This is a genomic window from Streptomyces sp. NPDC002734, from assembly GCF_040295685.1.
GTDB lineage: Bacteria > Actinomycetota > Actinomycetes > Streptomycetales > Streptomycetaceae > Streptomyces.
This window is the reverse complement of sequence record NZ_JBEOVU010000014.1, coordinates 150264-177220: the sequence shown is the minus strand read 5'-3', so window position 1 is coordinate 177220 and position 26957 is coordinate 150264. Positions and strand designations below refer to the sequence as shown.

The following is a 26957-nucleotide window of genomic DNA, read 5'->3' as shown; positions in this document are numbered from 1 at the left end:
GGCCGCCGGCCCGCCCGACGACCCCACCACCCGGATCGAATACCGCTTCCGGTCCGGCGGCGGAGGCTGGCTCAACGTCGAGTCGACGCCGGGGCGCCGAACGCCGGGGCTGCCGGTGCCGCGGGGGCGGCGAAGCCCGGTGCCGCCTGCGGGGCGGCGGGCGCGGCGGGTTCCTCGTCGGCCACCTCTCCGCCGAAGTTCCGCAGCAGCGCCTCGAGTCCGCCGTCGAAGCCCTGGCCGACGGCGGCGAACCGCCAGACGTCCTTGAGGTAGAGGTCCGCCAGCATCACGGCGCGCTCGGTGGAGAACTCGGCTCCGGTGAAGGCGTACCGGGCCACCTCCTCGCCGCCCGCGACGATGCGGACGTAGCCGGAGGAGACCTGCGACATCTGCCCGGCGCCGTCGATGGTCGCGGTGAGCGACAGCTTGTGGATCTGCGACGGCATGCGGTCCAGCGTCACTCTGAACGACTGGGTGTCCCCGGCCTGTTCGCCGAGCAGCTGGATGGCTTCCTCGGGCGACTTCGGCTGGTTGTAGAACACGAAGTAGCGGTCGTCCGAGAGACGCTCGTCGGCGTCCAGACCGAAACAGCTGATGTCGAAGCCCAGTCCGGGCCCCTCGATCCGCACGCCGACGTAGAGGTCGGTGCCCGCTGTGAGATCACTGATTTTGGCCTTGTGGCCGCGTTGGAATTCCCTGGCCATGCGTGTACGCCCGTCCCCCATCCCGTTCCCGAAAGGTGCTGGGTCAGGCTAGCCCGGAATTCGCAGGACCGGACACCTCGGGACACAGCCGCTACGAAACGCGGACGATCTCAGTCCGACTCTCCGGGTCTCGCGGCAGGCAGATGCGGCAACCGTTCCGCGGCCACCACTCCTTCGAGGTACCCGCGGGCACGCTCGGTGCGGGGGTACGTCTCCAGCAGCCGCCAGAAGTCGGGGCCGTGCCCGGGCACCAGCAGGTGGGCCAACTCGTGGAGCAGGACGTAGTCGACGACGTACTCCGGCATGCCCTGCAGCCGGTGGGAGAGCCGGATGCTGCCCTCGGCGGGCGTGCAGGAGCCCCAGCGGCTGTTCTGGTTGGTGACCCAGCGGACCGTGGCCGGGCGGGCCCGGCCCGAGAGGTACTGCTCGGAGAGCAGGGCCGCGCGCCGGCCGAGGTCGGAGTCGTCCAGGGTGCGCCGGCTCTCCTGGGCGGCCAGCTTGTCCAGCATCACCCGCACCCAGCGCCGTTCCTCCGCCTCGGACATGCGGGCCGGGATGAGCACGACGGTGCGGTCGCCCTCCCGGTACGCGGAGACGGTACGGCGCCTGCGCGTGCTCCTGCGGACCTCCACCGCGCCCGCCGAGGAACCCCTGGGCGGCGCGCCCGAGGGACCGCGCTGCTGCGTGAAGGCACTGGGGGAAGGGTCGGAGGGCACCCCTCGACGTTACCGCCTGCGACCGGCGACGTCCCCGGTCCGCGCCGACATCCGGTACGACATCCACACCGGACGCCGGCCGCCGTTCTTCCGATCGGTACGACAAGTCCCCGGTGCCTGTGGACAACTCCCGACGCCCGTACGGCACATCGGGGCATGCTGTCGGTCGACGGCCCGTTCCGGGTCGTTCCGCGACGATCCGGCTCATGTCGGTCCGTTCCGGTGGATTCGGTCACACACATCCGTGAAGGGGTTGGTCGTCGTGCATCCCAGGGTCAAGCCCGCGCTCCGTCGCGGCTGGCGCGATCTGGACACGGTGCAGTTCGGGATGACCCCGGCGCACGCGATGACGCTCGGGCCGGTGGACACGGTGACCGGCACCTTCCTCGACCTGCTCAACGGGACCCGCGGCATGGGGCTGCTGCGCGAGGAGGCGGTGCGCATGGGGCTGCCGGAGGACCACGCCGACCGACTGGTCGAGCGTCTCTCGGACGCTGGCCTGCTGGACGATGCCACCGGCGGCGGGGCGGGGGCCGACACGCTGCGCGAGCGCCCGCACGCCATGGACCGGCTCCGCTCCGACCTCGCCTCCCTGTCCCTGACGGCGCCCGCTCCCGGTGACGCGGCACGGCGGCTGGCGGCCCGCCGCGCGCTGCGCGTGCAGGTGCGCGGCGTGGGCCGGGTGGGCGCGGTCCTGGCCGCGCTGCTGTCGGCGGCCGGGGTGGGCGAGGTGGACGTGCGCGACGGCGGCTGCGTGGAACCGTGGGACGTGGCCCCCGGCGGCCTCCCGCCGGGGGCCATCGGCGAGCGCCGCTCCGACGCCGCGCGCCGACTGGTCCGCGACGCCGCCCCCGAGCGCCCGCCGCGCCGGGGCGCCCCCTGCCCGTTCCGTGACGACACCGGCTACGCGCTGGTGCTGCTCACCCCGCGGGACGACCTCGCCGTCCACTCCCCCGACCCCCTCGACTCCGAGCCCCTGCTGGCGGCCGGCATCCCGCACCTGTACGCCGGGGTGGTGGAGGCGACGGGCGTGGTGGGCCCGCTGGTCCTGCCGGGCGAGACGCCGTGCGCCGAGTGTCTGCAGCGGTGGCGGGTGGAGCGGGACCCCACCTGGCCCCGGCTCCTGGCCCAGTGGCGCTCCCGCCGACCGAGGACGCCGCCCGCCTGCGACGTGGCGCTGGCCACGGCGGTCGCGGGGACGGCCGCGGGTCACGCCCTCGCCTTCCTCGACGGCCTCTCCGCCGCCGGGGCGCCGCACGCGGCGGGGGTGCGCTGGGAGGCCGCGCTGCCCGCGCTGCGCTGGCGTGCCCGGGAGGTCGCCGCGCATCCGGACTGCCCCTGCGGGGCGGCGGGGCAGGCGGTCCTGGAACTGTCCGGGGCGGCGGGGCAGTCACAGGTCACAATGACTGAGCAGAGGCCGTCGACCGAGTCCTGCCATCGGGCGAACCGGACGCGTCGGCCCGGGACTTGGAGGGCGCATGTCTGATCTTCCCCGGAAGGCGGTCACCCGGACCGCCAAACTCGCCGCGCTCCCCCTGGGCCTCGCGGGCCGGGTCACCTGGGGGCTGGGCAAACGGATCGTCGGCGAGTCCGCCGAGCTCGTGGGCCGTGAGCTCCAGCAGCGCACCGCCGAGCAGCTGTTCAAGGTGCTCGGCGAACTCAAGGGCGGCGCGATGAAGTTCGGGCAGGCCATGTCCGTCTTCGAGTCGGCGCTGCCGGAGGAGCTGGCCGGTCCGTACCGGGCGGCGCTCACCAAACTCCAGGAGGCCGCTCCGCCGATGCCCACCCGCACGGTCCACGCCGTGCTGCGCGAGCGCCTGGGTGAGGACTGGCGGGATCTCTTCCAGAAGTTCGACGACACTCCCTCGGCGGCCGCCTCCATCGGCCAGGTGCACCGCGCGGTGTGGCAGGACGGGCGGGAGGTGGCGGTGAAGGTGCAGTACCCGGGCGCGGGAGAGGCGCTGATCTCCGACCTGACCCAGCTCGGGCGGTTCGCGCGGCTGCTGGGGCCGCTGGTGCCCGGCATCGACGTCAAACCGCTGATCGCCGAGCTGCGGGAGCGGGTCTGCGAGGAGCTGGACTACGGCCTGGAGGCCGAGGCCCAGCAGGCCCACGCCGAGGAGTTCGCCGGTGATCCGGACGTGCTGGTGCCGGCCGTGGTCCACCACTGCGACCAGGTGCTGGTCACCGAGTGGATCGACGGGACACCTCTCTCGGAGGTCATATCCGACGGCACCGAGGAACAGCGGGACCGCGCCGGGCAGTTGCTGGCCCGTTTCCTCTTCTCCGGTCCGGCGCGCACCGGGCTCCTGCACGCCGATCCGCATCCGGGCAACTTCCGTCTGCTGACCGAGGGTTCGGACGATCCGGAGGTCTGGCGGCTGGGCGTCCTGGACTTCGGCACGGTGGACCGGCTGCCGGGCGGGCTGCCCGTGCCCATCGGGGAGGCCCTGCGGATGGCGCTGGACGGGGAGGCCGAGGCGGTCCATGCCCGGCTGTGCGCGGAGGGCTTCGTGAAGGAGACCGTCGAGCTCGATCCGGAGGCGGTGCTGGACTACCTGATGCCGATCATCGAGCCGGCGCGGGTCGCCGAGTTCACCTTCAGCCGGGGTTGGCTGCGGGGGCAGGCGGCCCGCCTCGCCGATCCGCGGTCGCCCGCCCACCAGCTGGGGAAGCGGCTCAACCTGCCGCCCTCGTACCTGCTGATACACCGCGTGACGCTGAGCACCATCGGTGTCCTGTGCCAGTTGGGCGCCACGGTCCGTCTGCGGCACGAACTGGAGTCGTGGCTCCCGGGGTTCGCCCCGGCGGAGTGAGAGGGGCGGTCCCCCGCACCGGGGGGCGACGCACTGCGGGGCCGCCCCCCGTAGGGAGCGGCCCCGTCGTCACCGCCGCACGGCGCCGTCGCGCCGTTCGCGTGTCGCGCCGTCCCGCCGCGGTGAGGCGGCGGGACGGTCGCGGCGGTCGCGGTGGTTACTGCATCACGGCGAGCGCCAGGGCGCGCCGGGCGCGCATCGACGCGCGCTCGGCCCGCCGCTGCATCCGCCGCGCGGCGAGGATGCGGAGCCCGGGCCGAGCGAGCTCGGCCTCGCGCATCCGCTCGTGCATATGCGCACGAGCGAGGGCTTCTGGGATGAGTTGCATTTCTCGGGTCCTGTTCTGACGCACCTCGGGCGCGCCGGTGTAAGGGAAGTCTCGGGTGGTGGCAGGCAGGGAGCCTGCGGGCTGCTCGAAGGCGGACAGCTTCATCGGGGCCTGTTTCCGGGGATCGTGCGTGTGGGGAGCGTCGATGGTGCGGGGGCCGGTCATGCCGCGACCGGGTTCTTGCGCGGGCGGCCACGCGGCCGCTTGCGGGCCACCACGACGCCCTGGACGAACAGCTCGCCGCCCCAGACGCCCCAGGGCTCGCGACGCTCCTTGGCGCCGGCGAGGCAGGCGTCGACCAGCGGGCAGGTGCGGCAGAGCGACTTGGCGTACTCGACGTCGGCCGGGGACTCGGCGAAGAAGACCTCGGGGTCGTTGGAGCGGCACGGGACCGGGGTGCCGAGGCCCTCGATGGCGTCGTCGAGAGCGGTCAGGGTGATGAGCGGAGTCAAGGAAAGGTCCTCCGTGAGGCCGGGCGGGGAAGTGGTGTCGGAAGGCGGTACGGACGGGGCGTGCGCTTCGAGTTGCACGGGGTTTCTTCCTCGTCTGATGTCGTCCGGCCGGTCGGCCGGTGGTGGGTACCGGTTGTTCTCTTGTCCCGAGGTCCTTCGGTCCGTCTCCCTGGTTCGGGGAAAACAGAAGGGCCGCGGATCCCTGATGGGGTTCCGCGGCCCTGAAGGCGCCGGCCTGAGAAATCAGGCTGGTTCGCTCCAGGGTTCCGGCCCGCGGAGGGCCCACATCGTCTGGGGGTGGTTCATCGTCTGCTGGGGCTTACCGGCACCGGCCGCCGCGTAGCCAAAGGCCTGAGCCTTCGCCACTCCTGCTTCCAGTGCCTTGGTCGGTCGCTCCTCGCGGACGGAAATGCCCGCGTAGGCCGACTCGGACCGGCTGCCGAAGACCGGGGCGCCGAGCAGCAGTCCACCCTTGGCCAGACCGCCGCCGACCAGGCCGGAGCCGAGACCGGTGACGTCGGAGCCGGACAGCACGGAGGCGGACACACCGGTGCCGCGGTCGAAGGCGTCAAGAGCGCACAGCGAGGCGACGAGATGATCGTTCTCCAGAGCGACGGTGCCGAAGGCACGGGTGGTGCTGATGCCGGTGGTGTTGGTCTTGCTGATCACTTCAATCGCCTCCTCTCGGCGTCTTGGGGGACCGTTGGCGGTCCGGCGGATACAGACGTCAGTACAGCACGGAACGGAAGCCTTTTTGGAGGCTTCGTGTTTCCGTGGTCTAGAACCTATGGGGGATCACACGGCGGGCGCAAACTATTTTTGCGACGACTTCGCAACGGTGTGTCGCGGAGCCGCTCAGTCCGCCTCCGGCGGGTCCTGACCGGCACAAATGGCGAGCACGTCGGCCCCGTAACGGTCCAGCTTGCGCATGCCCACGCCGGGGATCCGCGCCAGCTCCACCGGGTCCTCGGGCACCGTCTCGGCGATGGCGATCATCGTCTTGTCGGTGAAGACGCAGAAGGCCGGCTGCCCACTGCGGCGGGCCTGCACCTCACGCCAGGCCCGCAGCCGCTCGTAGACGCCCTCGTCCATCTCGGAGGGGCAGTCCTCGCAGCGCATCAGCTTCATCTCGCCGGCGTCGGTGAGGGTGCGCCCGCAGACCTTGCAGCGGGCCACGGTGCGCCGCGTCCGCCGGGGCACCGCCCGCTCGGCGCGGGCGGCCGCCCGGACCCCGTCCGCGCCCACCGCCGCGGTGCCGTACTCGACGCCGCCGGCGCCCCCGAGGCCCGGGCGGGCGCCCGCCACGGAGCCGCTGCCGGGGCGCAGGCCGTCCAGGAAACGGCTGGGCCGCCGGTTGGGCCGGCCTCCCGGCGACCGGGACAGGGCCCAGGAGACCTGCAGGTGCTCCCGCGCCCGGGTGACGCCGACGTAGAGCAGACGGCGCTCCTCCTCGATCTGCTCATCGGTGCGGGCGTAGGTGATCGGCATCATCCCCTCGGCCACGCCGACCAGGAGGACGGCGTCCCACTCCAGGCCCTTGGCCGAGTGCAGGGAGGCCAGGGTGACGCCCTGGACCGTCGGGGCGTGCTGGGCGGCCGCGCGCTCGTCGAGTTCGGTGACCAGGTCCGCGAGCGTGACCTGTGGCCGGGCCGCGGCGAAGCCCTCCGCGAGGTGGACCAGCGCGGCCAGCGACTCCCACTTCTCGCGGGCCGACCCCGAGCCGGCCGGCGGCGCGGGCGTCCAGCCCTGGCCGGAGAGCACCGCGCGGACCTGGCCGGGCAGGTCGGAGGCGTCCCCGAGCAGCGCGTCGTTCCCGCCGAAGCGGGCGGCGGCGCGCAGCTGGTGGACGGCCTGGCGGACCTCCTGGCGTTCGAAGAACCGCTCGGCGCCCCGCAGCTGGTAGGGCACGCCGGCGTCGGCGAGCGCCTGCTCGTAGGTCTCGGACTGGGCGTTGGTCCGGAACAGCACGGCGATCTCGCCCGCCGGGACGCCCGAGGCGATCAGCCGGCGGATGGCGCGGGCGGCGCCCTCCGCCTCGGAGGGCTCGTCGGCGTACTCGGCGAACCCGGGCTCGGGCCCGGCCGGTCGCTGCGAGACCAACTCCAGCCGGTGGTCGGCGGCCCGGCCGGTGGCCCGGCCGAGCACGCCGTTGGCGAGCCGCACCACCTGGGGCGTGGACCGGTAGTCGCGGACCAGCTTGACCACGGTGGCGCCCGGGTGGCGGGTGCGGAAGTCGAGCAGGTAGTCGGGGGTGGCCCCGGTGAACGAGTAGATGGTCTGGCCGGCGTCGCCGACCACGCAGATGTTCTCCCGCTCCCCCAGCCACAACTCGAGCAGGCGCTGCTGGAGCGGGGAGACGTCCTGGTACTCGTCGACGACGAAGTGCTGGTACTGGGCGCGGACCTCGCGGGCGATGTCCGGACGGTCCTGGAGGATGCCCACGGTCAGCAGCAGGACGTCCTCGAAGTCGATGACGCCGCGGTCCCGCTTGAGCTCCTCGTACAGGTCGTAGACGCGGGCGATCTCCGCCGGGTCCCGGGGGGCCTCCCGCCCGGCCTTGGCGGCGGCGGCCGCGTAGTCGGCGGCGACGGTCTGGGTGACCTTGGCCCACTCGATCTCCGCGGTGACGTCCCGCAGCTCGCCGCGGTCGAGCCGGATGCCGCAGCCGGCGGCCGCCTCGGCGACCACCTGGATCTTGCGGTCCACGATCCGGGGCAGCGCCCCGCCCACCGCCTTGGGCCAGAAGTACTGGAGCTGGCGCAGCGCCGCCGCGTGGAAGGTGCGGGCCTGCACGCCTGTCGCGCCGAGCTGGCGGAGCCGGCCGCGCATCTCGCCGGCCGCGCGGTTGGTGAAGGTGACGGCGAGGACGGTGGAGGGCTGGAGGATGCCCGCGCGCACGCCGTAGGCGATGCGGTGGGTGATCGCGCGGGTCTTGCCGGTGCCCGCACCGGCCAGGACGCACACCGGCCCGTGCAGCGCGGTGGCCACGGCCCGCTGCTCGGGGTCGAGCCCTTCCAGCACCGCGTCGGCCGAGTCCGGGACGGCGGGGAAGAGGGAGGAGTGCGTTGCTGGTGTCACCCCGCCATGCTGCCAGGTCGCCCGAGGCGGATGAGGCGGCCGTCCACAGGGCACGGGTATTCGTCGTACGAATGCGGTGTAGCTCACCCGGTCCGGGGCGGCGGGAATGCCGGCCGTGCACGGGACGTTCACCGGGTGCGACAGACCGTCGTGCGACTGCCGTCCCCCATCTCCCAAGGAGCGCGAAGCCCATGCCCGGCACTGTGACGATGTACAGCACCACGTGGTGCGGCTACTGCCACCGGCTGAAGAGCCAGCTGAGCCGTGAGGGCATCGCGTACGAGGAGATAAACATCGAGCAGGACCCGGAGTCGGCGCTCTTCGTCGAGAAGGTGAACGGCGGCAACCAGGTCGTGCCGACGGTCCGCGTCGTGCCTTCCGCGGGCGGCGAGGCGGTCGTGATGACCAACCCGAGCCTGGCCCAGGTCAAGCAGGCCCTCGGCGCCTGACCCCGCTCTCCCGAGACCCCCGTCCCGGCCGTCCCCGGCCGTCGGCGGGGGTCTCGCGTGTCCGGCGCCGACCGTTGCTTGACCCTGCCGCAGCGTCAGGGTTTCTGCTGGCCGTATGCGAACGGGAGAGCTTGCCGCCCTGGTCGGGGTGACCACCCGCGCCGTGCGGCACTACCACCACGTCGGGGTGCTGCCGGAGCCGGAGCGGGACCCCAACGGGTACCGGCGGTACACCTTGCGCCATGCCGTGCTGCTGGCGCGGATCCGGCGGCTGACCGAGCTGGGACTCGGCCTCGACGAGGTGCGGGACGTCCTCGCCGACGACGCCGGCCGTGAGCTGGCCGAGGTGCTGGAGGAGCTCGACGACGACCTGGCGCGGCAGGAGCGGCTGATCCGCGAACGCCGGGAGCGGCTCGCGGAGGTCCTGGTGGACGCCCGGGCCGGACGGCTCACCCCCGAGGGCCCCCTGTCACCGCGGCTGGCCGGTCTCCTGGCCTCCCTGGACGGGCCGGCCGGGTCGCCGACGGCGGCGCTGGACCGGGAGGTGCTGGCGCTGCTCGACACCGTCATGCCGGCACAGCAGCGTGACCGGCTGGTGGAGACACTGGGGGCGATGACCGCGCGGCCGGAGGTCGTGGAGCGGTCGCACGAGCTCTACCGGCGGATGGACGCGCTGCTGGACGTCCCGCCGGACGACCCGCGGGTCGTGGAGACCGGCGAGCTGATGGCGGACCTGCTCCCCGTGGAGCTCCTCGTCGAGTGGGGCGGTGCGGAATCCGACGCCACGAGCGCGGAGGCTCTGCTGTCGGGGCTGTCCCCCGCGCAGCGGGAGGCGCTCCGGCACGGCCTCGCGGTGGCCGGACGCCGTGCGCGGGCGACGGCCTCTCCGGACCGAGCTCCGTCACGGCCGCCGGGCGAGCGCGCGGCAGGCGCGGCAGCAGTGGAAGGCCCGGCAGGCACGGCGGGCACGGCAGCCGCGGCGGCCGCGGCAGGCGCGGCGTGAGCCGGCGGTGGCTGCGGCGGGCCGCCTGGGCGGTGGTGCCGGCGGAGCTGCTGACGGTGGTGTGCCTGGCGGCCGGGGTGGACGTGCCGCTGCCGTTGCTCGTGGCCGCGGAGATCACGGTGGCGGCGCTGCTGGTGGCGGAGGCCGTCGCGCTTCTACGGCTGCGGCGCGCGGGACTGTCGTGGCGTGAGGCGGCGGGCGAGCTGGTGCCCGAGCCGGTGCTGCGGCTGGCCGGGCACGAGCTGCGGCTGTGGCAGAGCCTGCTCCTGTGGGTGCGGCGGGCACGGCACGGCCTGCGGGAGGGGGACCTGGCGTTCGGCCACGCACGGGGTGACGCGGCCATGATGTACGGGCTGCTCTTCGTCTGCCTGGTCGAGACGGTGGGGCTGTCGGTGCTGCTGGCCGACTGGCCGGCCGCGCACGCGGTGGTGCTGGTGCTCGACGTCCAGACGGTGCTGTTCCTGCTGGGCCTGCGGGCGGCGGCTGTGGTCCGGCCGCACGTGCTGGGCGGCGGGGTGCTGCGGGTGCGCAGCGGGGCACATGTGGACCTGGCGATACCGCTGCAGCGGATCGCGGCGGTGCGGCGCCGGTCGGCGTACGCGCACGCCGAGGCGGAGGGGGAGCTGAACCTCCCGGTCGGCTCGCAGACGTCGATCGTGCTGGAGTTGAGCGAGGCGGTGCGGGCGCCGCGGTTGCTGGGTGGCGCGCGGGCGGTCCGGGTGGTGCGGTTCCACGCGGACGAGCCGGACGCGCTGTACGCGGCGCTGGTCGACGCGCTGCGCCCGCAGGGTGAGGCCGCCTGAGTGCGGCGGCCTCACCCTGCCGGAACCGTCAGGCGGCGGCTCGGGTGGGCAGCGGGCGGCCGTACCAGTTCTCGATGAGCCGGGCGGCGATGGAGATGCCGTAGGGCGGGAGGACCTCGCCGGAGGCGAACGCGGCGGTGAGTTCGTCGCGGGAGAACCACCGCGCCTCGCTGATCTCCTCGCCGTCGACCTGCGTGTGCGTCGTGGTCGCCCGCGCCATGAAGCCGAGCATCAGGCTGGAGGGGAACGGCCACGGCTGGCTGGCCACGTAGGAGACGTCGCCGATGATCACGCCGGCCTCCTCGAAGACCTCGCGCCGCACCGCCGCCTCGATGGACTCGCCGGGCTCCACGAACCCCGCGAGGGTCGAGAAGCGGCCCTCCGGCCAGTGCACCTGGCGTCCGAGCAGGATGCGGTCGTCGTCGTCGGTGACGGCCATGATGACCGCGGGGTCGGTGCGCGGGTAGTGCTCCGCCCCGCACTTGGGGCAGCGCCGCACGTGGCCGGCCGCGGCGATGACCGTCCTGCCGCCGCAGCGGGAACAGAACCGGTGCAGCCGCTGCCAGTTCTCCAGCGCCACCGCGTGCACCATCAGCCCGGCGTCCCGGTCGGACAGCAGCAGGCCGGCCTCGCGCAGTCCCGCCGAGCGCGCCGACTGGTCCATGCGACCGGGCAGCGAGTCCCGCTGGAGGGCGAAGTAGCGCACGCCGTCCTCGTCGGTGCCCAGGAAGTAGCGGTGGGCCTCGGTGAGCGGCGCCTCGAACGACGGAGTGGTGACCAGCTCGGTGCGCCCGTCCGGCGTCTCGTCGATGAGCACCTGGCCGCCGGAGACGACGAAGCAGCGCGTGGTGGGGTGGCTCCAGGCGGCGGCCAGCCATGCCTCGTCGAGCCGGTGGTGGGCGGCGCGGTCGATGCCGGAGGGCGCGGTCAGCGCGACCGGTGGTCCGGCGAGGCCGCCGGCTGCGGTCGTGTCGCCGGAGCCGGCGGCGGTCGTGTCGCCGGCGGCGGGGTGGTCCTGACCGGCGGAGTCGCCGGCGGCGCGTTCGGTGGTCGATGCGGTCACGGCGGGTTCGGGCTCCCCCTGTGATGCGGCCGGCCCGCCTGCGGCGGCGGCCTGGGCGTCGGTGGTGTCAGCGGGCATCGCGCAGGCTCTCCGCGAGGTCGTCCCAGAGGTACGCGGTGGTCTCCACGCCCTTGACGAGAAGGTCCAGCTCGACCTTCTCGTCGGGCGCGTGCCAGCCGTCGGACGGCACCGAGATGCCGAGGAACAGCACGGGGGCGCCCAGCACCTCCTGGAGGTCGGCGGCGGGGCCGGAGCCGCCCTCCCGGGTGAAGCGGATCGGCTGCCGGAAGGCGCGGCCCATGGCACGGGCCAGGGACTGCAGCGCCGGGTGGTCCAGCGGCGTGAGGCAGGGGCGGGTGGCGCCGCCGGACTCGATCTCGTGCCGGATCCCGGCCGGGATCCGCTCGGCGACCCAGTCACGGACCAGCCGTTCGATCCGGGCGGTGTCCTGTCCGGCGACCAGCCGGAAGGTCAGCTTGGCCATCGCCGACGACGGGACGATCGTCTTGCCGCCGGCACCCTGGTAACCGCCGCCGATGCCGTTGACCTCGGCGGTCGGGCGGGCCCAGATGCGCTCCAGCGTGGTGTAGCCGGCCTCGCCGGAGGCCGCGTGCGACTTGGCGGTGCGCAGCCAGCGCTCCTCGTCGAAGGGCAGCTCGGCGAAGAGGGCGCGCTCGCGGTCGGTCAGCTCGACGACGCCGTCGTAGAAGCCGGGGATCGCGACCCGGCCGTCCGCGTCGTGCAGGGCGGCGACCAGCCGGGCGACGGCGGTGGCCGGGTTGGGCACCGCGCCGCCGAAGGAGCCGGAGTGGATGTCCTGGTCGGGGCCGTGCAGGCGCACCTCGAACTCGGCGAGGCCGCGCATGCCGGTGCAGACGGTGGGGGTGTCCTCGGACCACATGCCGGTGTCGGAGACGATCACGGCGTCCGCGGCGAGCCGCCCGGCCCGCTCCTCGACGAGGGCGCGGAAGTGCGGCGACCCGGACTCCTCCTCACCCTCGACCAGCAGCTTCAGGTGGACGGCGGGTGAGGTGCGGCCGGTGGCGGCGAGGTGGGCGCGGACCCCGAGCGTGTGGAAGTAGACCTGGCCCTTGTCGTCGGCGGCGCCGCGCGCGTACAGGCGGCCGTCCTTGACGACGGGCTCGAACGGGTCGGTGTCCCAGCCGTCCTCCCGGGCGGCGGGCTGCACGTCGTGGTGGCCGTAGACGAGCACGACGGGGGCGTCGGGCTCCTCGGCGGGCCACTCGGCGAAGACGGCCGGAGCGCCCGGTGTGTCCCAGACCTCGACGACCGGGAAGCCCGTCTCCTTCAGTGCGCCCGCCAGCCAGTCGGCACTGCGCCGCACGTCACCGGCGTGCTCGGGCTGGGCCGAGACGGACGGGATGCGGAGCCACTGGGAGAGCTCCTCGAGGAACGAGGCGCGGTGCTGCTCGATGTACGTCTGGACGGCGCTGTCCAAGGTCTCGCTCATACCTTTGACCCTATCCGGCCGAACCCGTGGGCCGATGGGGTGAAGGAGTCCCGGGACCAGTGGAACTGGACACTCCGGCCGCCTCGAACGCTCCGTCTTCGCCCGATTCCTCCGCATCGTCCCCTGTCAGGAGGCGTTCCAGCTCCGCCCGGCCGGGCAGATCCGCCGGGCGGACCACCTCGCCGGTGCGGACGTACAGGAAGGACGCTGTGACCGATTCCACGGGCACGCCCTGCTGCTCGGCCCAGGCCAGCCGGTAGACGGCGAGCTGCAGCGGGTCGGCGGTGGGGGCGCGGTGGGTCTTCCAGTCCACGACCTCGTACCGAACCTCCCCGGCGGCCTCCTCCCCTTCCCGCCCCTCCGCCTCTTCCGTCACGCGCTCTTCCGTCACGCGCTCCTCCGTCACGCGCTCTTCCGTCACGCGCTCTTCCGTCACGCGGTAGACGGCGTCGATCCGGCCGCGCACCACCCGGCCGGCCAGGCCCAGCTGGAACGGCGCCTCGACGCGGTAGGGCGTGCGGCGGGCGTACTCGGTGCGCTCGAAGGCCTCCTTGAGCGCCTCCAGGTCACGCTCGTCCTCGATCTCGGCGTCCGTGCCGGGCAGCTCGTCGGGCTCCAACATGGGCAGCCGCAGCGCCTCGAAGCGGGACTCCACCCAGGCGTGGAACCGGGTGCCGCGGCGGGCGGCCGGCTGCGGCGGCCGCGGCATGGGGCGGGCCAGCTCGCGGGCGAAGCCGTCCGGGTCCTCGTGCAGACGCATCAGCTCGGTGGCGGTGAGGGAGGCGGGCAGCCGCACCTCGGTCACTGCCTGCCGGGCGATCAGCAGCTCCTCGGCGAGGGCGTCGAGGTCGCGGTCCCAGGACGCGACGGCGCGCGCCTCCTCGGGCGTGAGCGGCTCGGCGAACTGGTGCGGCACGAACGGGGCGGGCGGCGCGGGGGGCGGCGTGCCACCGTCACGGTCCGCGGGCAGGCCGTCGCCGCCGTACGGATCCGGCTGCGCGTCCCGGCCGTACGGGTCCGGCGGCAGGTCGTGCTCGTGCGGGTCCGGCGGCAGGGTGTCGTGGTCGTACGGGTCCGGCGGCACGGAGTCGTCGTGGTCGTACGGGTCCGGGGGGAGGGCGTCGTCGTACGGGTCGGGGGGCAGGTCCTCGTCGTCCGGCGGCGGCGGCCAGTCGGGGTGGTGGGCGTGCGCCGCCTCGTCGGGCTCGGCGGCGCCCGAGGCGGCCCGCTCCAGGTGCGCGAGGACGGTGCGCTCGGCGGCACGGCGGCGGCGCGCCGCCTCCTCGTCGAGCGGGAGCGGCCAGGCGTGCTCGGCGCCGCCGCTGTGCAGGACGGGGTTCTTCTCGTCCTCCTCCGGCCCGTCCGCCCAGACCTCGATCTCGCCGTGCCCCGCCTCGCAGTGCTCGTACAGCGCCTGGAGGAACGCGGACGGCCCGCGCGGGCGGGTCCTGGCCGGCGCCCACCAGTGGCCGGAGCCGAGCAGGAGAGAGCGGGGACGGGTGAAGGTGACATACCCGAGCCGCAGCTCCTCGGTCCGGTGGTGCTCGTCCGTCGCCGCCTTGAAGGCCTTCATGCCCTTGGCGTCGAAGGACGCGATGTCCGGCAGGGTGGAGGCGTCGCCGCGCAGGGCGTGCGGCAGGACCCGGGCCTGGGCGGTCCACCGGTCCTGGCCCTTGGCGTCGGGGAAGCCGCCCTGGACGAGGCCCGGCACCACGACCACGTCCCACTCCAGGCCCTTGGACTTGTGCGCGGTGAGCACCTTGACCGTGTTCTCGCCGCCGGGCAGGGCGTTGTCCAGCCCCTTCTCGAACTCGGCGGCGGCCCGCAGGAAGCCCAGGAACGCCTGGAGGGTGGCCCGACCGTCCTCCGCGGTGGCGGTGGCGGCGAAGGAGGCGGCCGTGTCGAGGAAGTTGCCGAGCGTCTCGCGGCGGCGGGCGGCGAGCGCGCCGGGCGAGGCGGACAGCTCGACCTCCAGGCCGGTCACCGCGAGGACGCGGTGCAGGACGTCCATCAGCGGGTCGGACAGCGAACGCCGCAGGTCCCGCAGCTCGGCGGCGAGCCGGGCGAACCGCACCCGCGCCTCCGCGGAGAACGGCAGCCCGTCGTGGTCGCCGCCCAGGGACGGGTCGACGAAGGTCTCCAGGGCGTCCGCCAGGGAGATCACCTCCGCCGGGTCGGTCCCCTCGACGGCCGCCACCAGGCGGCGCTCCAGGTCCTCCTCGTCGGGGCCGCCGCGCGCCACGAGGAGGCGGGCCCGGCGTCCGAGCAGGGCGAGGTCGCGGGGGCCGATCCGCCAGCGCGGCCCGGTCAGCAGCCGGACCAGGGAGGCGTTGGCGCCCGGGTCCTGGAGCACCTCGCAGGTGGCGACGAGGTCGGCGACCTCCGGCAGGTCGAGCAGACCGGCCAGGCCCACCACCTCCACCGGGACGTCCCGGGTCACCAGGGCGGCATGCAGCGGGGCGAAGTCGGCGGTGCGCCGGCACAGCACGGCGATCTCCCCGGGAGGCGTCCCGGTGGCCACCAGGTGGGCGATGGAGTCGGCGATCCAGTCCGTCTCCTCCACGGCGGTCCGCAGCAGCGCGCAGCGCACCCGGCCGTCCCGCTCGGCGCCCGGGGCGGGGCGCAGGGCCTCGACGCCCTCGTGCATGTCCCGCAGCGGGGCGGCCATGCGGTTGGCCAGGTCGAGGAGGAGGCCTCCGCTGCGCCGGTTCTCGCTCAGCGACAGGCGGGTCGCCGGGGTGCCGTCGGCGTGCGGGAAGTGCTCGGGGAAGTCGTCCAGGTTGGCCACCGAGGCGCCGCGCCAGCCATAGATGGCCTGGCAGGGGTCGCCCACCGCGGTCACCGGGTGGCCCGTGCCGCCGCCGAACAGGCCGGAGAGGAGGATCCGCTGGGCCACGGAGGTGTCCTGGTACTCGTCGAGGAGCACCACCCGGTACTGGTCACGCAGCAGCGCGCCGACCTCGGGACGACCGCGCGCCAGCTCGGCGGAGAGCCCGATCTGGTCGCCGAAGTCGACGAGGTCCCGCTCCCGCTTGGCCTTCCGGAACCGTCCGACCAGCTCGGCGAGCTCGCGCCGGGCCGCCGCGGCCTTCGGGACCTTGCGCAGGTCGTCGTTGGTGAGCTTGGCGTCCGCCAGCTCGGCCAGCAGCTCCGCGTCGTACGCCCGGAGCCGTTCGGGCGTCACCAGGTGCTCGGAGAGCTCGCCCTCCAGGGTGAGCAGGTCCCGGATCATGTTGGCGAAGGTGCCGGTCAGCGACGGGTACGGTCCGGGCGCCTCGCGCAGCACGCGCGCCGCGAGCTGGTAGCGGGCGGCCCCGCCGAGCAGGCGCGCGCTGGGCTCCAGGCCGATCCGCAGGCCGTGGTCGGTGAGGAGGCGTCCGGCGAAGGAGTGGTAGGTGGAGATCAGCGGCTCGCCGGCGCCCTCCTCCGGTCCGGCCCCGGGCTCGAAGGCGTCCGGGTCGGTGACCCCGGCCTTCACGAGCGCCTTGCGGACGCGCTCGGACAGCTCGGCGGCGGCCTTGTTGGTGAAGGTCAGCCCGAGCACCTGCTCCGGCGCCACCTGCCCCGTGCCGGTGAGCCACACCACGCGGGCGGCCATCACCGTCGTCTTCCCCGACCCCGCTCCCGCGACGATCACCTGCGGCGCGGGCGGCGCCGTGATGCACGCCAGCTGCTCCGGGGTGAACGGAATGCCGAGCAGCTCCTTGAGCTGCTCGGGGTCGGTGATGCGGGGGTCGGACACGCTTCGAGGCTAACCCGCCGGGCGGACAGCGGACGCCGCGTCGGGTGCGACCGGTGCCGCCGCGGTGCCTGGCCTCGCCCTCGGGGCCAGGAGGGCCGCGGCGGGGCCAGGAGGCCGGGGGCGGGGGCGGGGGCGGGGTCAGTCCACCACGTGCCGGCCCTCCGGGCGGGCGGAGCAGGACTGCTTGAAGGCGCAGTGGTCGCAGTGGCCGCCGGTGGCCGGGACGAAGCGCTCGTCGAGGACCTTGCCGGCGGCGGTGGCCAGCAGGTCGCCGACCCACTCCCCCTCCAGGGGGTCCTGGGCCTGGACCTTGGGGAGGTCCTCGGCCTTGCGGGAGGTCGCCTGCCGCAGGTGGACCAGTTCCGCGCCGCCCGGCTCAGGGCGCTCCCCGCCGAACGCCTCGTCGACGGCGCCCTCGCGCACCGCCAGCTGGTAGACGGCGAGCTGCGGGTGGCGGGCGACCTCGCCGGAGGTGGGCGCCGACCTGCCGGTCTTGAAGTCGACGACGTAGGCGCGGCCCTCGGCGTCGGTCTCCACGCGGTCCATGGAGCCGCGGATGCGTATCCGGTGTTCGCCGGCGGCGAGGGTGACGTCGAAGTCGTGCTCGGTGGCGACCGGCCGGCGTCCGGTCTCCGCGCCCATCACGTGCCAGTTGAGGAACCGCTCCAGCGCCGCGCGCGCGTTGTCGCGTTCCTGGTCGGACTTCCAGGGCGCGTCGAAGGCGAGCGAGTTCCACACCGAGTCGAGGCGTTCCATCAGGACGTCCAGGTCGGCGGGGGTGCGGCCGGAGGCCACCTCGTCGGCCAGCACGTGCACGACGTTGCCGAAGCTCTGGGCGGCGGTGGCCGGGGTGTCGGCCTTCACCTCGCGGCCCAGGAACCACTGCAGCGCGCAGGTGTTGGCGAGCTGGTCCAGCGCGCTGCCCGACAGGACGACGGGCTGGTCCCGGTCGCGGAGGGGGACCTTGCTCTCGGTCGGCTCGTGCATGCCCCACCAGCGGGAGGGGTGGGCGGCGGGCGCCAGCGGGCGGCCCTCGTCGTCGGTCAGGGCGGCGAGCTTGGCCAGTCTCCGCGCGGCGGCCTCCCGCAGGGCGTCGGAGGCCCGGGGGTCGACGGTGGTGGCCCGGAGCTCGGCGACCAGGGCGGCCACCGACAGCGGGCGGCGCGGACGACCGGTGACGTCGCGGGGCTCGACGCCGAGTTCGGTGAGGAAGCGGGAGGGCTGGTCGCCGTCCTCCGCGGGAGCCTTGACGGCGGTGACGACCAGGCGTTCACGGGCGCGGGTGGCCGCGACGTAGAACAGGCGGCGCTCCTCGGCCAGCAGGGCGCCCGGGGGGAGCGGGTCCGCGAGCCCGTCCCGGCCGATCCGGTCGGCCTCGAGCAGGGAGCCGCGGCGGCGGAGGTCGGGCCACAGGCCCTCCTGGACGTCGGCGACGACGACCAGGGTCCACTCCAGGCCCTTGGAGCGGTGGGCGGTCATCAGGCGCACCGCGTCGGGGCGGGCCACCCGGCGGGTGAGGGTGTCGGCGGCGATGTCCTGGTTCTCGATCTCCGCGAGGAAGTTGAGCGCGCCGCGGCCGCCGGTGCGTTCCTCGGCGCGGGCGGCGGTGGCGAACAGGGCGCAGACCGCGTCGAGGTCGCGGTGCGCGTTGCGGCCCGCCGCGCCGCCGCGGTGGGCGGCCCAGGCCAGCCGGCGCGGCCAGGGGGTGCCGTCCCAGAGCAGCCAGAGGGCCTCCTCTGCGGTGCCGCCCTCGGCCAGGCAGGCGCGGACGGCCCGCAGCAGCTCGCCGAGCTTGCGGGCGCCGCCGGCGTACGCGTCGTCGTGGGCGATCAGCCGCTCGGGGGCGCACAGGGCGCGGGCCAGCAGGTCGTCGGAGGGCGGCGGGAAGGCGTTGCCCGCGGCGCGTTCCTCGTCGCGCAGGGCGCGGCCGAGACGGCGCAGGTCGGCGGCGTCCAGTCCGGCGAGCGGGGAGGCCAGCAGCGTGAGCGCGGTCTCGGTGTCGAGCCACACCGCCCCGTCCCCGTCCCCGTCACGGCTCCCGGCCACGGCCTCAGCCGCAGCGGCGGCCTCAGCCTCAGCCTCAGCGACGGCCTCCGCCGCGGTCCCGGAGTCGACGCCGGCCTCGTCCCTACTTCCGCCCTCAGCTTCGGCTCCGCCCTCCGCATCAGCGCCGCCCTGGACCCCGGCACCGGCACCGGTACCGGCACCGGCCTCACCGTCACGGTCGGCAGCCCCCGCGCCCGGGCCCCCTCCGCCGTCCACGTCGCCCGGGGCGTCGCCCGACGCACCGTCGCGTCCCTCGTCGCCCGCCACGGACGCGGCGGTGCGGGCGGTCGCCTCCGCCGTGGCCACCGCGCGCAGGGCGGTGAGGAGCGGCGCCACCGCGGGCTCGTGCCGCAGGGGCACGTCGTCGCCGTCGATCTCCAGGGGGACGCCGGCCGAGCTCAGGACGCGACGCACGGCGGGTATCGACTGGGAACCGGCCCGGACCAGGACAGCCATCTCGCGCCACGGGACGCCGTCCTCGAGGTGCGCGCGGCGCAGGACGTCGGCGACGTTCTCCAGCTGCGTGCTGCGGGTGGGGTAGGTGTACACCTCCACCGAACCGCCCTCCCGCTCCGGCACCAGCTCCCGGTGCGCCCGCACCTTCGCGGCGGGCAGCCTGGTCAGCGGCATGCGCCGGGTGAGCAGCCGGGTCGCCTCCAGCAGCCCCGCGCCTGCCCGGCGGGACGTGCGCAGCACCTCGACCGGCGCCGGAGCGCCGTCGGCCCGGGGGAACGCGTGCGGGAAGTCGAGGATGCCGTTGACGTCGGCGCCGCGGAAGGCGTAGATCGACTGGTCGGGGTCGCCGAACGCGACCAGCGTCCGCCCGCCCCCGGCCAGCGCCCGCAGCAGCCGCACCTGGGCCGGGTCGGTGTCCTGGTACTCGTCGACCAGCACCGCGTCGTACTCGGCGGCGAGCCGGCCGCCGACCTCCGGGCGGCTGACCAGCAGCACCGCGCGGTGCACCAGCTCCGCGTAGTCGATGACGCCCTGGAGGTCGAGGACGTCCAGGTACTCCGCGAGGAAGGCAGCCGCCGCCCGCCAGTCGGGCCGGCCTATGCGCCGGGCGAACGCGTCCAGCGCCTCCGGGCCGAGCCCGAGCTCACGGGTGCGGGCCAGCACGGCGCGGACCTCGTCGGCGAAGCCGCGGGTGGTGAGGCAGGCGCGGAGGTCGTCGGGCCAGCGGACGTGGGCCAGGCCCAGCCGCTCCAGCTCCGGCTCGCCGGCCAGCAGCTCGCGCACCGCGACGTCCTGCTCGGGGCCGGAGAGCAGGCGCAGCGGCTCGGCGAAGAGGTCGCCGGCCTGGTGCGCGCGGACCAGCGCGTAACAGAAGGAGTGGAAGGTGGTGGCCCGCGGCGCCCGGGCGGCGCCGACCCGCGCCGCCATCCGGTCGCGCAGCTCCATGGCGGCCTTGCGGCTGAAGGTGAGGACCAGGATGCGCGCCGGGTCGCCGCCGCGCGCCATCCGCGCGGCCACCGACTCCACCAGCGTCGTCGTCTTGCCGGTGCCCGGACCGGCGAGGACCAGCAGCGGCCCCGAGCGGTGCTCCACGACCGCACGCTGCGACGCGTCGAGCCGCGGCGGCTCCGGTGCCGCGACCGGGGTGCGGACCAGCCGGTACCCGCCGTCGGACGCCCGCCGCGCCGTACGGCGGGGCGGTGTCGCGGTGAGGGAGGGGTTGCTCATGGTTCGCCGGTCCTGGTGGTGCGGAGGGGTGTGCGGCAGATGGGGAGGTGCTGGGCGGGTGGAGGGGGCGTGCGAGGCGGTGGGGACGGGGCGGGCGGGGCGGCTGTGGGGAGGGTGTCCCCGAGGGGCGGATGCGAAGGTGGTCGTCCGTCGAACGTACGGCATCGCGGGGGCGTGCCCGTACGAGTCCACCGATACCGGACTTCACCCGGACGGAGGACAGCCGCCCCGTCCTGCCCTCCGGACCGGTCGCACGCGGGTCATCCCTCCGCGCCGTCCCAGCGGGCCCGCCGCATGTCCAGCCGGGGCATCGACCCCCGGGAGGCGCCGGCGGCCTCCCGCAGCGGCGTCCCCTCCTCGCGGTAGTGGTCCAGCGCGCGCAGTTCGTGGCCGGGCAGCAGCACGCCGTCGGAGCGGACCACCCGCCACCACGGGACCGCGCTCCCGTAGAGGGCCATCACCCGCCCCACCTGGCGAGGGCCGCCCTCCCCGAGCCATTCGGCGACGTCCCCGTAGGTCATCACCCGGCCCGGCGGGACCCGTTCCGCCACGTCCAGCACCAGTTCCGCGTACTCGGGGAGCTCGGCGCCGGACCGTTCCACGTCACTCATCCGACCCATCCTGCCGCACCCCTCCGACACACCCGCCCACGCCCGCGGAACTCCCGCCGCACGTCCGGGACCCGCCCGGAGCGCACCCTGAACGCGCCCGGAACGCTCTCCGAACGCGCTCCGGAGGCGTGCGCGGCGTATTTCACGCCTCTGGATCGCCCCCTGACCCCACCATGGGTATGCCCGGCATGCCACCATCGTGCGGGCGGTGACTGGTGATACGTGAGCAACGTGAGCAGAACGAGACCGAGGAGTGGCAGGGCGTGCATCCCGAGAAGGCGGAGAGCGCTGCCGAGGTCTCGTCGCGCCCGGAAGCAGAGATGACGAAGACTCCCCGATCACGGCGCCCCGGCGACGCCGGCGGCGGTGACGCCGGCGGCGGCCCCGCCCACGCCGGCGGCTCGCACGCCGAGAACGCCCGCGTCCCTGGAACCGGCGACAGCACCGGAACCGGTGACGGGGCCGGAGCCGGCGACGGATCCGGAGTCGGCGGCAGCACCGGAACCCGCGACGGCGCGAAGGCCCCGGACGCCCAGCTGCCCCCCGAGCCCTCCGGAGCCACCGTCGCCCCCGACGACGGCGACGAGGTGCAGGGCGACGAGCCCCTCCTCCCCGCCCGCGTGCACCGCCCCTCCGACCTGATGCGGCTGCTGGTCGGCCTCCTGGCCGTCGCCGTGCTGCTGGCCGTCGCCGCCTTCGCCGAGGGCGCGACCTCCGGCCTCGAGCAGGACATCAACGAGGGCACCACCGCCGCGCCCGACCTCCTGATCAAGGTGGCCGGCCTGGCGTCCAGCATCGCGATCCTGCTGGTGCCGGTGGCCTTCGCGGTGGAGCGGCTGATCAAGCGGGACGCCCTGCGGATCGCCGACGGCGTGCTGGCCGCCGTCCTCGCGCACGGAGTGACCCTCGCCACCGACCTGTGGGTGGCGCGGTCCGCCCCCCAGGCCATCCAGGACGCCCTCACCCAGCTCGCCCCCGGCGGCAGCGGTGCGTCGGCCGCGCTCACCGACCCGGTGCACGGCTACCTCGCCCCGGTGATCGCCTTCATGACCGCCGTGGGGCTCTCCCGAAGACCTCGCTGGCGCACCGTCCTGTGGGTGGTGCTGGCGCTGGACGCCTTCTCCATGCTGGTCAGCGGCTACACCACCCCCTTCTCCATCCTCCTGACCATCCTCATCGGCTGGAGCGTCGCCTACGGCACGCTGTACGCCGTCGGCTCGCCCAACGTCCGGCCCACCGGCCGCACCCTGATGGCGGGCCTGCGGCATGTCGGCTTCCACCCGGCCTCGGCCCGGCAGGAGACGGAGGGCGAGGGCCACGAGAGCGACCGGGGCCGCCGCTACTTCGTCACCCTGGAGGACGGCCGCCCCCTCGACGTCACGGTGGTCGACCGGGAACAGCAGGCGCAGGCCTTCTACTACCGGGCCTGGCGCAACCTGACGCTGCGCGGCTCGGCCACCCGGCGGAGCCTTCAGTCGCTGCGCCAGGCGCTGGAGCAGGAGGCCCTGCTGGCCTACGCGGCCATCGCCGCCGGGGCCAACGCCGCCAAGCTGATCGCCACCGCCGAGCTCGGACCGGACGCCGTGATGCTCGTGTACGAGCACACCGGAGGGCGTCCGCTGGACCAGCTGGCGGACGAGGAGATCACCGACGAGCTGATGCGGGACACCTGGCGGCAGGTGAAGGCGCTGCAGTCGCGGCGCATCGCGCACCGCAGGCTGGCCGGCGACGCCATTCTGGTGGATCGTTCCGGCGCGGTGATCCTCTCCGACCTCCGCGGCGGCGAGATCGCCGCCGGCGACCTGCTGCTGCGCATGGACATCGCCCAGCTGCTCACCACGCTCGGCCTGCGGGCCGGCGCGGAGCGGGCGGTGGCCGCCGCGGTGGACGTCCTGGGCCCCGACGCGGTCGCGGACTGCCTGCCACTGCTCCAGCCCATCGCGCTGACCCGCACGACCCGCGCCACCCTGCGCCGGCTGGGCCGGGAGCGCGCCCAGCGGGAGCGGGAGGCGGTGCTGGAGGCCGCCGACAAGGCGCGTGCGCTGCGCGCCGCCGAACGCGAGGCCGGCGCAGGCGCCACCGCGGCCACGCCGGCCGCGACCGGAGCGGCGGGCACGGGCACCGTGACGGCGTCGACCGGCGCGGTGTCCGACCGCAAGGCACTCAAGGCCGAGCAGCGCGCCGAGAAGCGTGCCGTCGACGAGGCCCTGGAGGAGGCGCGCGAGGAGGACCTGCTCACCCAGATCCGCCACCAGGTGCTGCGCATCCGCCCGCAGGCCCCGGTGGAGCCCGCCAGGCTGGAGCGGATCCGTCCGCGCACCCTGATCACCTTCATCGCGGGCGCGATCGGCGCGTACTACCTGCTGTCCCAGCTGGCCCACGTCCCGTTCGACTCCATCGCCTCGGCGCACTGGGGCTGGGTGGCCGCCGCCGCGTTGTTCGCGGCGCTCAGCTATGTCGCTGCGGCGATGTCGCTGCTGGGCTTCGTGCCGGAGCGGGTGCCGTTCAGGCGCACGGTCTCGGCGCAGGTGGCGGGGTCCTTCGTGAAGATCGTCGCCCCGGCGGCGATCGGCGGCGTGGCCCTGAACACGCGGTTCCTTCAGAAGGCCGGCATCCGCCCCGGCCTGGCGGTGGCCAGTGTGGGCGCCTCCCAGCTGTTCGGGCTGGGCTCGCACATCATGCTGCTGCTGGTCTTCGGCTACCTCACCGGCATCGAGAAGACGCCGTCCCTGTCGCCGTCCCGCACGGTGATCGCCGGGCTGCTGACGGTCGCCGTGCTGGTGCTGGTGGTGACCTCGGTTCCTCTGCTGCGGAAGTTCGTGGCGACCCGGGTGCGCTCGCTCTTCGCGGGCGTGGTGCCGCGCATGCTGGACGTGCTCCAGCGGCCGCAGAAGCTGGCGACCGGCATCGGCGGCATGCTCCTGCTGACCGCCTGCTTCGTCCTGTGCCTGGACGCCTCGGTCCGCGCGTTCGGCGACGGGTCGACCGGCGTGAGCCTGGCGAGCGTCGCCGTGGTCTTCCTGGCCGGCAACGCGCTCGGCTCGGCGGCGCCGACGCCGGGCGGCATCGGCGCGGTCGAGGCCACGCTGACCCTGGGTCTGGTGGCGGTCGGCCTGCCCCGCGAGGTCGCGGTCCCGGCCGTGATCCTCTACCGCCTGTTCACCCTGTGGCTGCCGGTGCTCCCCGGCTGGCTCTGCTTCAGCCACCTCACCCGCCGCGAGGCGCTCTGAGCCAGGCCCCGGCGGAAGGGCCGGGCCGACGGAACGGGGGCCCGGTCGACGAGCCAGGTCGACGAGCCGGGCCGACGAGCCGGGCCGAAGAGCCAGGTCGACGGGCAAGGGCCGACGGGCCGGGCGCAGAGACCCGACCGACGGGCGGGACGCCAGGCCCCCGACGGCGGGTGCTGCGCAGGTAGTCCCGGTCGGCGGACGCGACGCAGGTAGCCCCGCCCGACGGATGTGGCACAGGCGGCCCCCGTCGACGAGGGCGGCGCGGGCGGCCCCGGTCGGCGGCTGCGGCGGCCGGTTAACCCGGACGGGTCCCGCGCCCGCGCGGCGCACCGTGGGGCGCAGGAACATGGCGGCATGCCCTACGCCGCCCGGACCCGCACCGCAGCCCTGCTGACCTCGGCCGTCCTGGCCGCCGGAGCCCTCGCTGCCTGCGGCGGCGAGGACGGCGACGTCCGGGAGCAGTCACTCGAATGGGAGGACTGCCCGGCTCCGTCCGACGCCCAGGGCGGCGGCGCCTCGCCCTCGCCGCTCCCCCGTGGCGGCGCCTGGCAGTGCGCCACCATGCGGGCGCCGCTGGACTGGTCGAAGCCGGAGGGCGACACGATCGGCATCGAGCTGATCCGGGTCCGTTCCTCCGGTCCGGCGGACGACCGCATCGGCTCCCTGATCTTCAACTTCGGCGGCCCGGGCGGCTCCGGCGTGACCACCCTGCCCGCCTTCGGCAAGGAGTACGACACGCTCCGCACCCGCTACGACCTGGTCAGTTTCGACCCGCGCGGGGTCGGCCGCAGCGAGCCCGTGGAGTGCGAGAGCGCGAGCCGGATGGACGCCCTGTTCCAGAAGGACGGCACCCCCGACGACGCCGAGGAGCGCCGCGAGTACGAGGACGGTCTGCGCGACTTCAACGAGGCCTGCGAGGACAACTCCGGCGAGGTGCTCCCCCACGTGCGCACCACCGACGCCGCGCGCGACATGGACCTGCTGCGCGAGCTCCTCGGCGACGAGAAGCTGTACTACTTCGGCATCTCGTACGGCACCGAGCTGGGCGGCGTCTACGCGCACCTGTTCCCCAAGACGGTCGGCCGGGCCGTCTTCGACGCCGTGGTCGACCCGACGGAGGACCCGGAACAGGGGTCGCTGGCCCAGGCCCGGGGCTTCCAGCGGGCGCTGGACAACTTCGCCGAGGACTGCGCCGCCAAGCCGGAGGAGGAGTGCCCGATCGGCACCGACGCCGAGGACGTCAAGAAGCGCATCACCCAGCTCCTCGACCAGCTGGAGAAGCGTTCGCTGCCGGGCGTCTTCCCGCGCCGGCTGACCGAGACGGCGGCCACCGGCGGCATCGCGCAGGCCCTGTACTCGAAGGATTTCTGGCCGTACCTCACGCAGGCGCTGGACGAGGCGTACGACGGCGACGGCCGGACCCTGATGGCGCTGTCCGACGCGATGAACGGGCGCAGCGAGAGCGGCGAGTACAGCAATCTGGTGGCCGCCAACACGGCGATCAACTGCGCCGACGACCGGCCCCGTTACTCGGTCGCGGACGTGCAGCGGGCGCTGCCGCGCTTCCGGGAGGTGTCGCCCGTGTTCGGCGACTACATGGCCTGGTCGATGCTGAGCTGCACCGACTGGGCGGTGGAGGGCGCCGCCGACCGTCCGGACGTCAGCGCCCCTGGAGCGCCGCCGATCCTGGTCATCGGCAACACCGGCGACCCGGCGACCCCGTACGAGGGCGCCCGGCGGATGGCCCGGGCGCTGGGCCCCGGCGTGGGCATCGAGATCACGTACCGCGGCGAGGGCCACGGCGCCTACGACAGCGGGGACACCTGCGTCCAGAACGCGGTGAACGGCTACCTCCTGGAGGGCAAGGTCCCCCGCTCCGGAACCGTCTGCGGCTGACGGGCCGTCGGCGGTACCGTCCCGGCATGTGCCTCTACGCCGTGAAGGGCTACAAGCTCCACTACGCCTGCGTGTCCTGCCGGGTCGACTTCAAGCGGCCCGCCGCCCCGGCCGGTGAGCACCGCTGCCCGAACTGCGGGCGGCCCCTGCTGTGCGCGGGGCACGACTTCGCGCCGCCACGGCGCCGGGACGTCCGCGGCTGGTCGGTGGTGGCGGCGGTCCTGGGCGCGGGCCTGCGGTACGACGGCCACCGGCCCTGCGGCTGCGGCCGCGAACCCCGCTTCCGCCCCCGCACCCGGTCCCAGCTCCGCGCCCGGCGCCTCGCCGCCCGCCGCGAAGGCCTCCCCCTGTCCGCGACCCTGCCTCGCCCGGACCCGTCGGCCCCGACGGACGACGCCTGAGCGGTCCGGGCGGTCCGAGCGATTGCGGTGCCTCAGGCGGGGATCCACCCCGGCCACCACGGAGGGACGTTGCTCGCGGGACACCTGCCGATGCCGGGCTCCCCGGCCGGTGTCCCCTGGTAGGCGAAGACCATCCAGACCAGCCCCGCCGTGACCACCACGACCAGCAGGACCCGCAGCGCGACACGGCCTGCCGGGGACGTGGTGAGCGCCGCCGCCGGCCGGCGTCCCAGCCGCCAGGCCAGGACCGCCAGGACCGCGGGCACTCCGGCGTACAGCGGCGACAGGAAGTTGAACGCGAACATCGCCCCGACGTCGAAGTACACGTCGCAGAACGACCTCGCCCGCACCGTCAAGGCCCACGCAAGCGTCCCCCCGGCGGCCCCGAACAACGCCACGGCTGCCACCGGCAGACAGGAACCGGCCCTCTGATCATCAGCTTCCACGCAACACCACGACACCGGA

Annotated in this window: 19 protein-coding genes and 1 pseudogene; 8 read left to right on the top strand and 12 right to left on the bottom strand. The window is 74.7% G+C overall.

Annotated features, from left to right (window positions below; genetic code table 11):
- Nucleotides 1-86 precede the first annotated feature (86 nt).
- A pseudogene (locus ABT026_RS15360) lies at nucleotides 87-704 on the bottom strand (TerD family protein); the annotation flags it as partial.
- 110 nt (nucleotides 705-814) lie between these two features.
- Nucleotides 815-1420: a M48 metallopeptidase family protein gene (locus ABT026_RS15355; protein WP_351114865.1), complete on the bottom strand. Its 606-nt coding sequence runs from the start codon at nucleotides 1418-1420 to the stop codon at nucleotides 815-817.
- 262 nt (nucleotides 1421-1682) lie between these two features.
- On the opposite strand from ABT026_RS15355, the gene ABT026_RS15350 reads away from it, so the two are divergent.
- Together ABT026_RS15350 and ABT026_RS15345 are read left to right on the top strand one after the other, a co-directional pair.
- Nucleotides 1683-2906, top strand: a complete 1224-nt coding sequence (locus tag ABT026_RS15350; protein WP_351114863.1) for a ThiF family adenylyltransferase — start codon at nucleotides 1683-1685, stop codon at nucleotides 2904-2906.
- Nucleotides 2899-4236, top strand: coding sequence for an ABC1 kinase family protein (locus ABT026_RS15345; RefSeq protein WP_351114861.1), 1338 nt, complete (start codon nucleotides 2899-2901; stop codon nucleotides 4234-4236). Before ABT026_RS15350 ends, ABT026_RS15345 begins: the two co-directional genes overlap by 8 nt.
- Nucleotides 4237-4393: 157 nt before the next feature.
- On the opposite strand, the gene ABT026_RS15340 is transcribed toward ABT026_RS15345, so the two are convergent.
- The 4 genes from ABT026_RS15340 to ABT026_RS15325 all read right to left on the bottom strand — a co-directional run bounded on the left by ABT026_RS15340 (nucleotide 4394) and on the right by ABT026_RS15325 (nucleotide 8094).
- Nucleotides 4394-4729 (bottom strand): putative WhiB-interacting protein, encoded by a 336-nt coding sequence (locus ABT026_RS15340; protein WP_351114860.1) that lies wholly within the window; start codon nucleotides 4727-4729, stop codon nucleotides 4394-4396.
- The gene (locus ABT026_RS15335) at nucleotides 4726-5094 is read right to left on the bottom strand and encodes a WhiB family transcriptional regulator (RefSeq protein WP_351114859.1); all 369 of its coding nucleotides are present in this window, start codon (nucleotides 5092-5094) and stop codon (nucleotides 4726-4728) included. Before ABT026_RS15335 ends, ABT026_RS15340 begins: the two co-directional genes overlap by 4 nt.
- Nucleotides 5095-5259: 165 nt before the next feature.
- Complete coding sequence (locus ABT026_RS15330) at nucleotides 5260-5685, bottom strand: hypothetical protein (RefSeq protein ID WP_351114858.1); 426 nt, start codon at nucleotides 5683-5685, stop codon at nucleotides 5260-5262.
- Nucleotides 5686-5871: 186 nt separating this feature from the next.
- Nucleotides 5872-8094, bottom strand: a complete 2223-nt coding sequence (locus tag ABT026_RS15325) for an ATP-dependent DNA helicase UvrD2 (protein WP_351114856.1) — start codon at nucleotides 8092-8094, stop codon at nucleotides 5872-5874.
- Between the two features lie 191 nt (nucleotides 8095-8285).
- Here ABT026_RS15325 and ABT026_RS15320 point away from each other — a divergent pair, with 191 nt between their 5' ends.
- The 3 genes from ABT026_RS15320 to ABT026_RS15310 all read left to right on the top strand — a co-directional run bounded on the left by ABT026_RS15320 (nucleotide 8286) and on the right by ABT026_RS15310 (nucleotide 10349).
- Nucleotides 8286-8543, top strand: coding sequence for a mycoredoxin (locus tag ABT026_RS15320; protein WP_351114854.1), 258 nt, complete (start codon nucleotides 8286-8288; stop codon nucleotides 8541-8543).
- Between the two features lie 115 nt (nucleotides 8544-8658).
- Nucleotides 8659-9546, top strand: a complete 888-nt coding sequence (locus ABT026_RS15315; protein ID WP_351114853.1) for a MerR family transcriptional regulator — start codon at nucleotides 8659-8661, stop codon at nucleotides 9544-9546.
- Complete coding sequence (locus ABT026_RS15310) at nucleotides 9543-10349, top strand: hypothetical protein (RefSeq protein WP_351114852.1); 807 nt, start codon at nucleotides 9543-9545, stop codon at nucleotides 10347-10349. Before ABT026_RS15315 ends, ABT026_RS15310 begins: the two co-directional genes overlap by 4 nt.
- A 28-nt stretch (nucleotides 10350-10377) precedes the next feature.
- Here ABT026_RS15310 and nudC read toward each other — a convergent pair whose 3' ends face one another.
- The 5 genes from nudC to ABT026_RS15285 all read right to left on the bottom strand — a co-directional run bounded on the left by nudC (nucleotide 10378) and on the right by ABT026_RS15285 (nucleotide 20965).
- Nucleotides 10378-11490: an NAD(+) diphosphatase gene (gene nudC, locus ABT026_RS15305; protein ID WP_351114851.1), complete on the bottom strand. Its 1113-nt coding sequence runs from the start codon at nucleotides 11488-11490 to the stop codon at nucleotides 10378-10380.
- A complete protein-coding gene (locus ABT026_RS15300) occupies nucleotides 11480-12883 on the bottom strand; it encodes a dipeptidase (RefSeq protein ID WP_351114850.1) in 1404 nt (467 codons plus the stop codon). The genes nudC and ABT026_RS15300 overlap by 11 nt, the downstream gene beginning before the upstream one ends.
- 10 nt (nucleotides 12884-12893) lie before the next feature.
- Nucleotides 12894-16625, bottom strand: a complete 3732-nt coding sequence (locus ABT026_RS15295) for an ATP-dependent helicase (RefSeq protein WP_351114848.1) — start codon at nucleotides 16623-16625, stop codon at nucleotides 12894-12896.
- A gap of 138 nt (nucleotides 16626-16763) precedes the next feature.
- On the bottom strand, nucleotides 16764-20354 hold the full coding sequence (locus tag ABT026_RS15290; protein WP_351114847.1) for an ATP-dependent helicase: 3591 nt from the start codon (nucleotides 20352-20354) through the stop codon (nucleotides 16764-16766).
- 260 nt (nucleotides 20355-20614) lie between these two features.
- Nucleotides 20615-20965 (bottom strand): MGMT family protein, encoded by a 351-nt coding sequence (locus ABT026_RS15285; RefSeq protein ID WP_502967982.1) that lies wholly within the window; start codon nucleotides 20963-20965, stop codon nucleotides 20615-20617.
- Nucleotides 20966-21180: 215 nt separating this feature from the next.
- On the opposite strand from ABT026_RS15285, the gene ABT026_RS15280 reads away from it, so the two are divergent.
- The 3 genes from ABT026_RS15280 to ABT026_RS15270 all read left to right on the top strand — a co-directional run bounded on the left by ABT026_RS15280 (nucleotide 21181) and on the right by ABT026_RS15270 (nucleotide 26492).
- Complete coding sequence (locus ABT026_RS15280) at nucleotides 21181-24195, top strand: lysylphosphatidylglycerol synthase transmembrane domain-containing protein (protein ID WP_502967981.1); 3015 nt, start codon at nucleotides 21181-21183, stop codon at nucleotides 24193-24195.
- A 354-nt stretch (nucleotides 24196-24549) separates the two neighbouring features.
- On the top strand, nucleotides 24550-26091 hold the full coding sequence (locus ABT026_RS15275) for an alpha/beta hydrolase (RefSeq protein WP_351114845.1): 1542 nt from the start codon (nucleotides 24550-24552) through the stop codon (nucleotides 26089-26091).
- A 26-nt stretch (nucleotides 26092-26117) separates the two neighbouring features.
- Entirely contained in the window at nucleotides 26118-26492 is a 375-nt protein-coding gene (locus ABT026_RS15270; RefSeq protein WP_351114843.1) for a hypothetical protein, read from the top strand.
- A gap of 32 nt (nucleotides 26493-26524) precedes the next feature.
- Here ABT026_RS15270 and ABT026_RS15265 read toward each other — a convergent pair whose 3' ends face one another.
- Complete coding sequence (locus ABT026_RS15265) at nucleotides 26525-26818, bottom strand: hypothetical protein (RefSeq protein WP_351114842.1); 294 nt, start codon at nucleotides 26816-26818, stop codon at nucleotides 26525-26527.
- Between the last annotated feature and the right edge of the window lie 139 nt (nucleotides 26819-26957).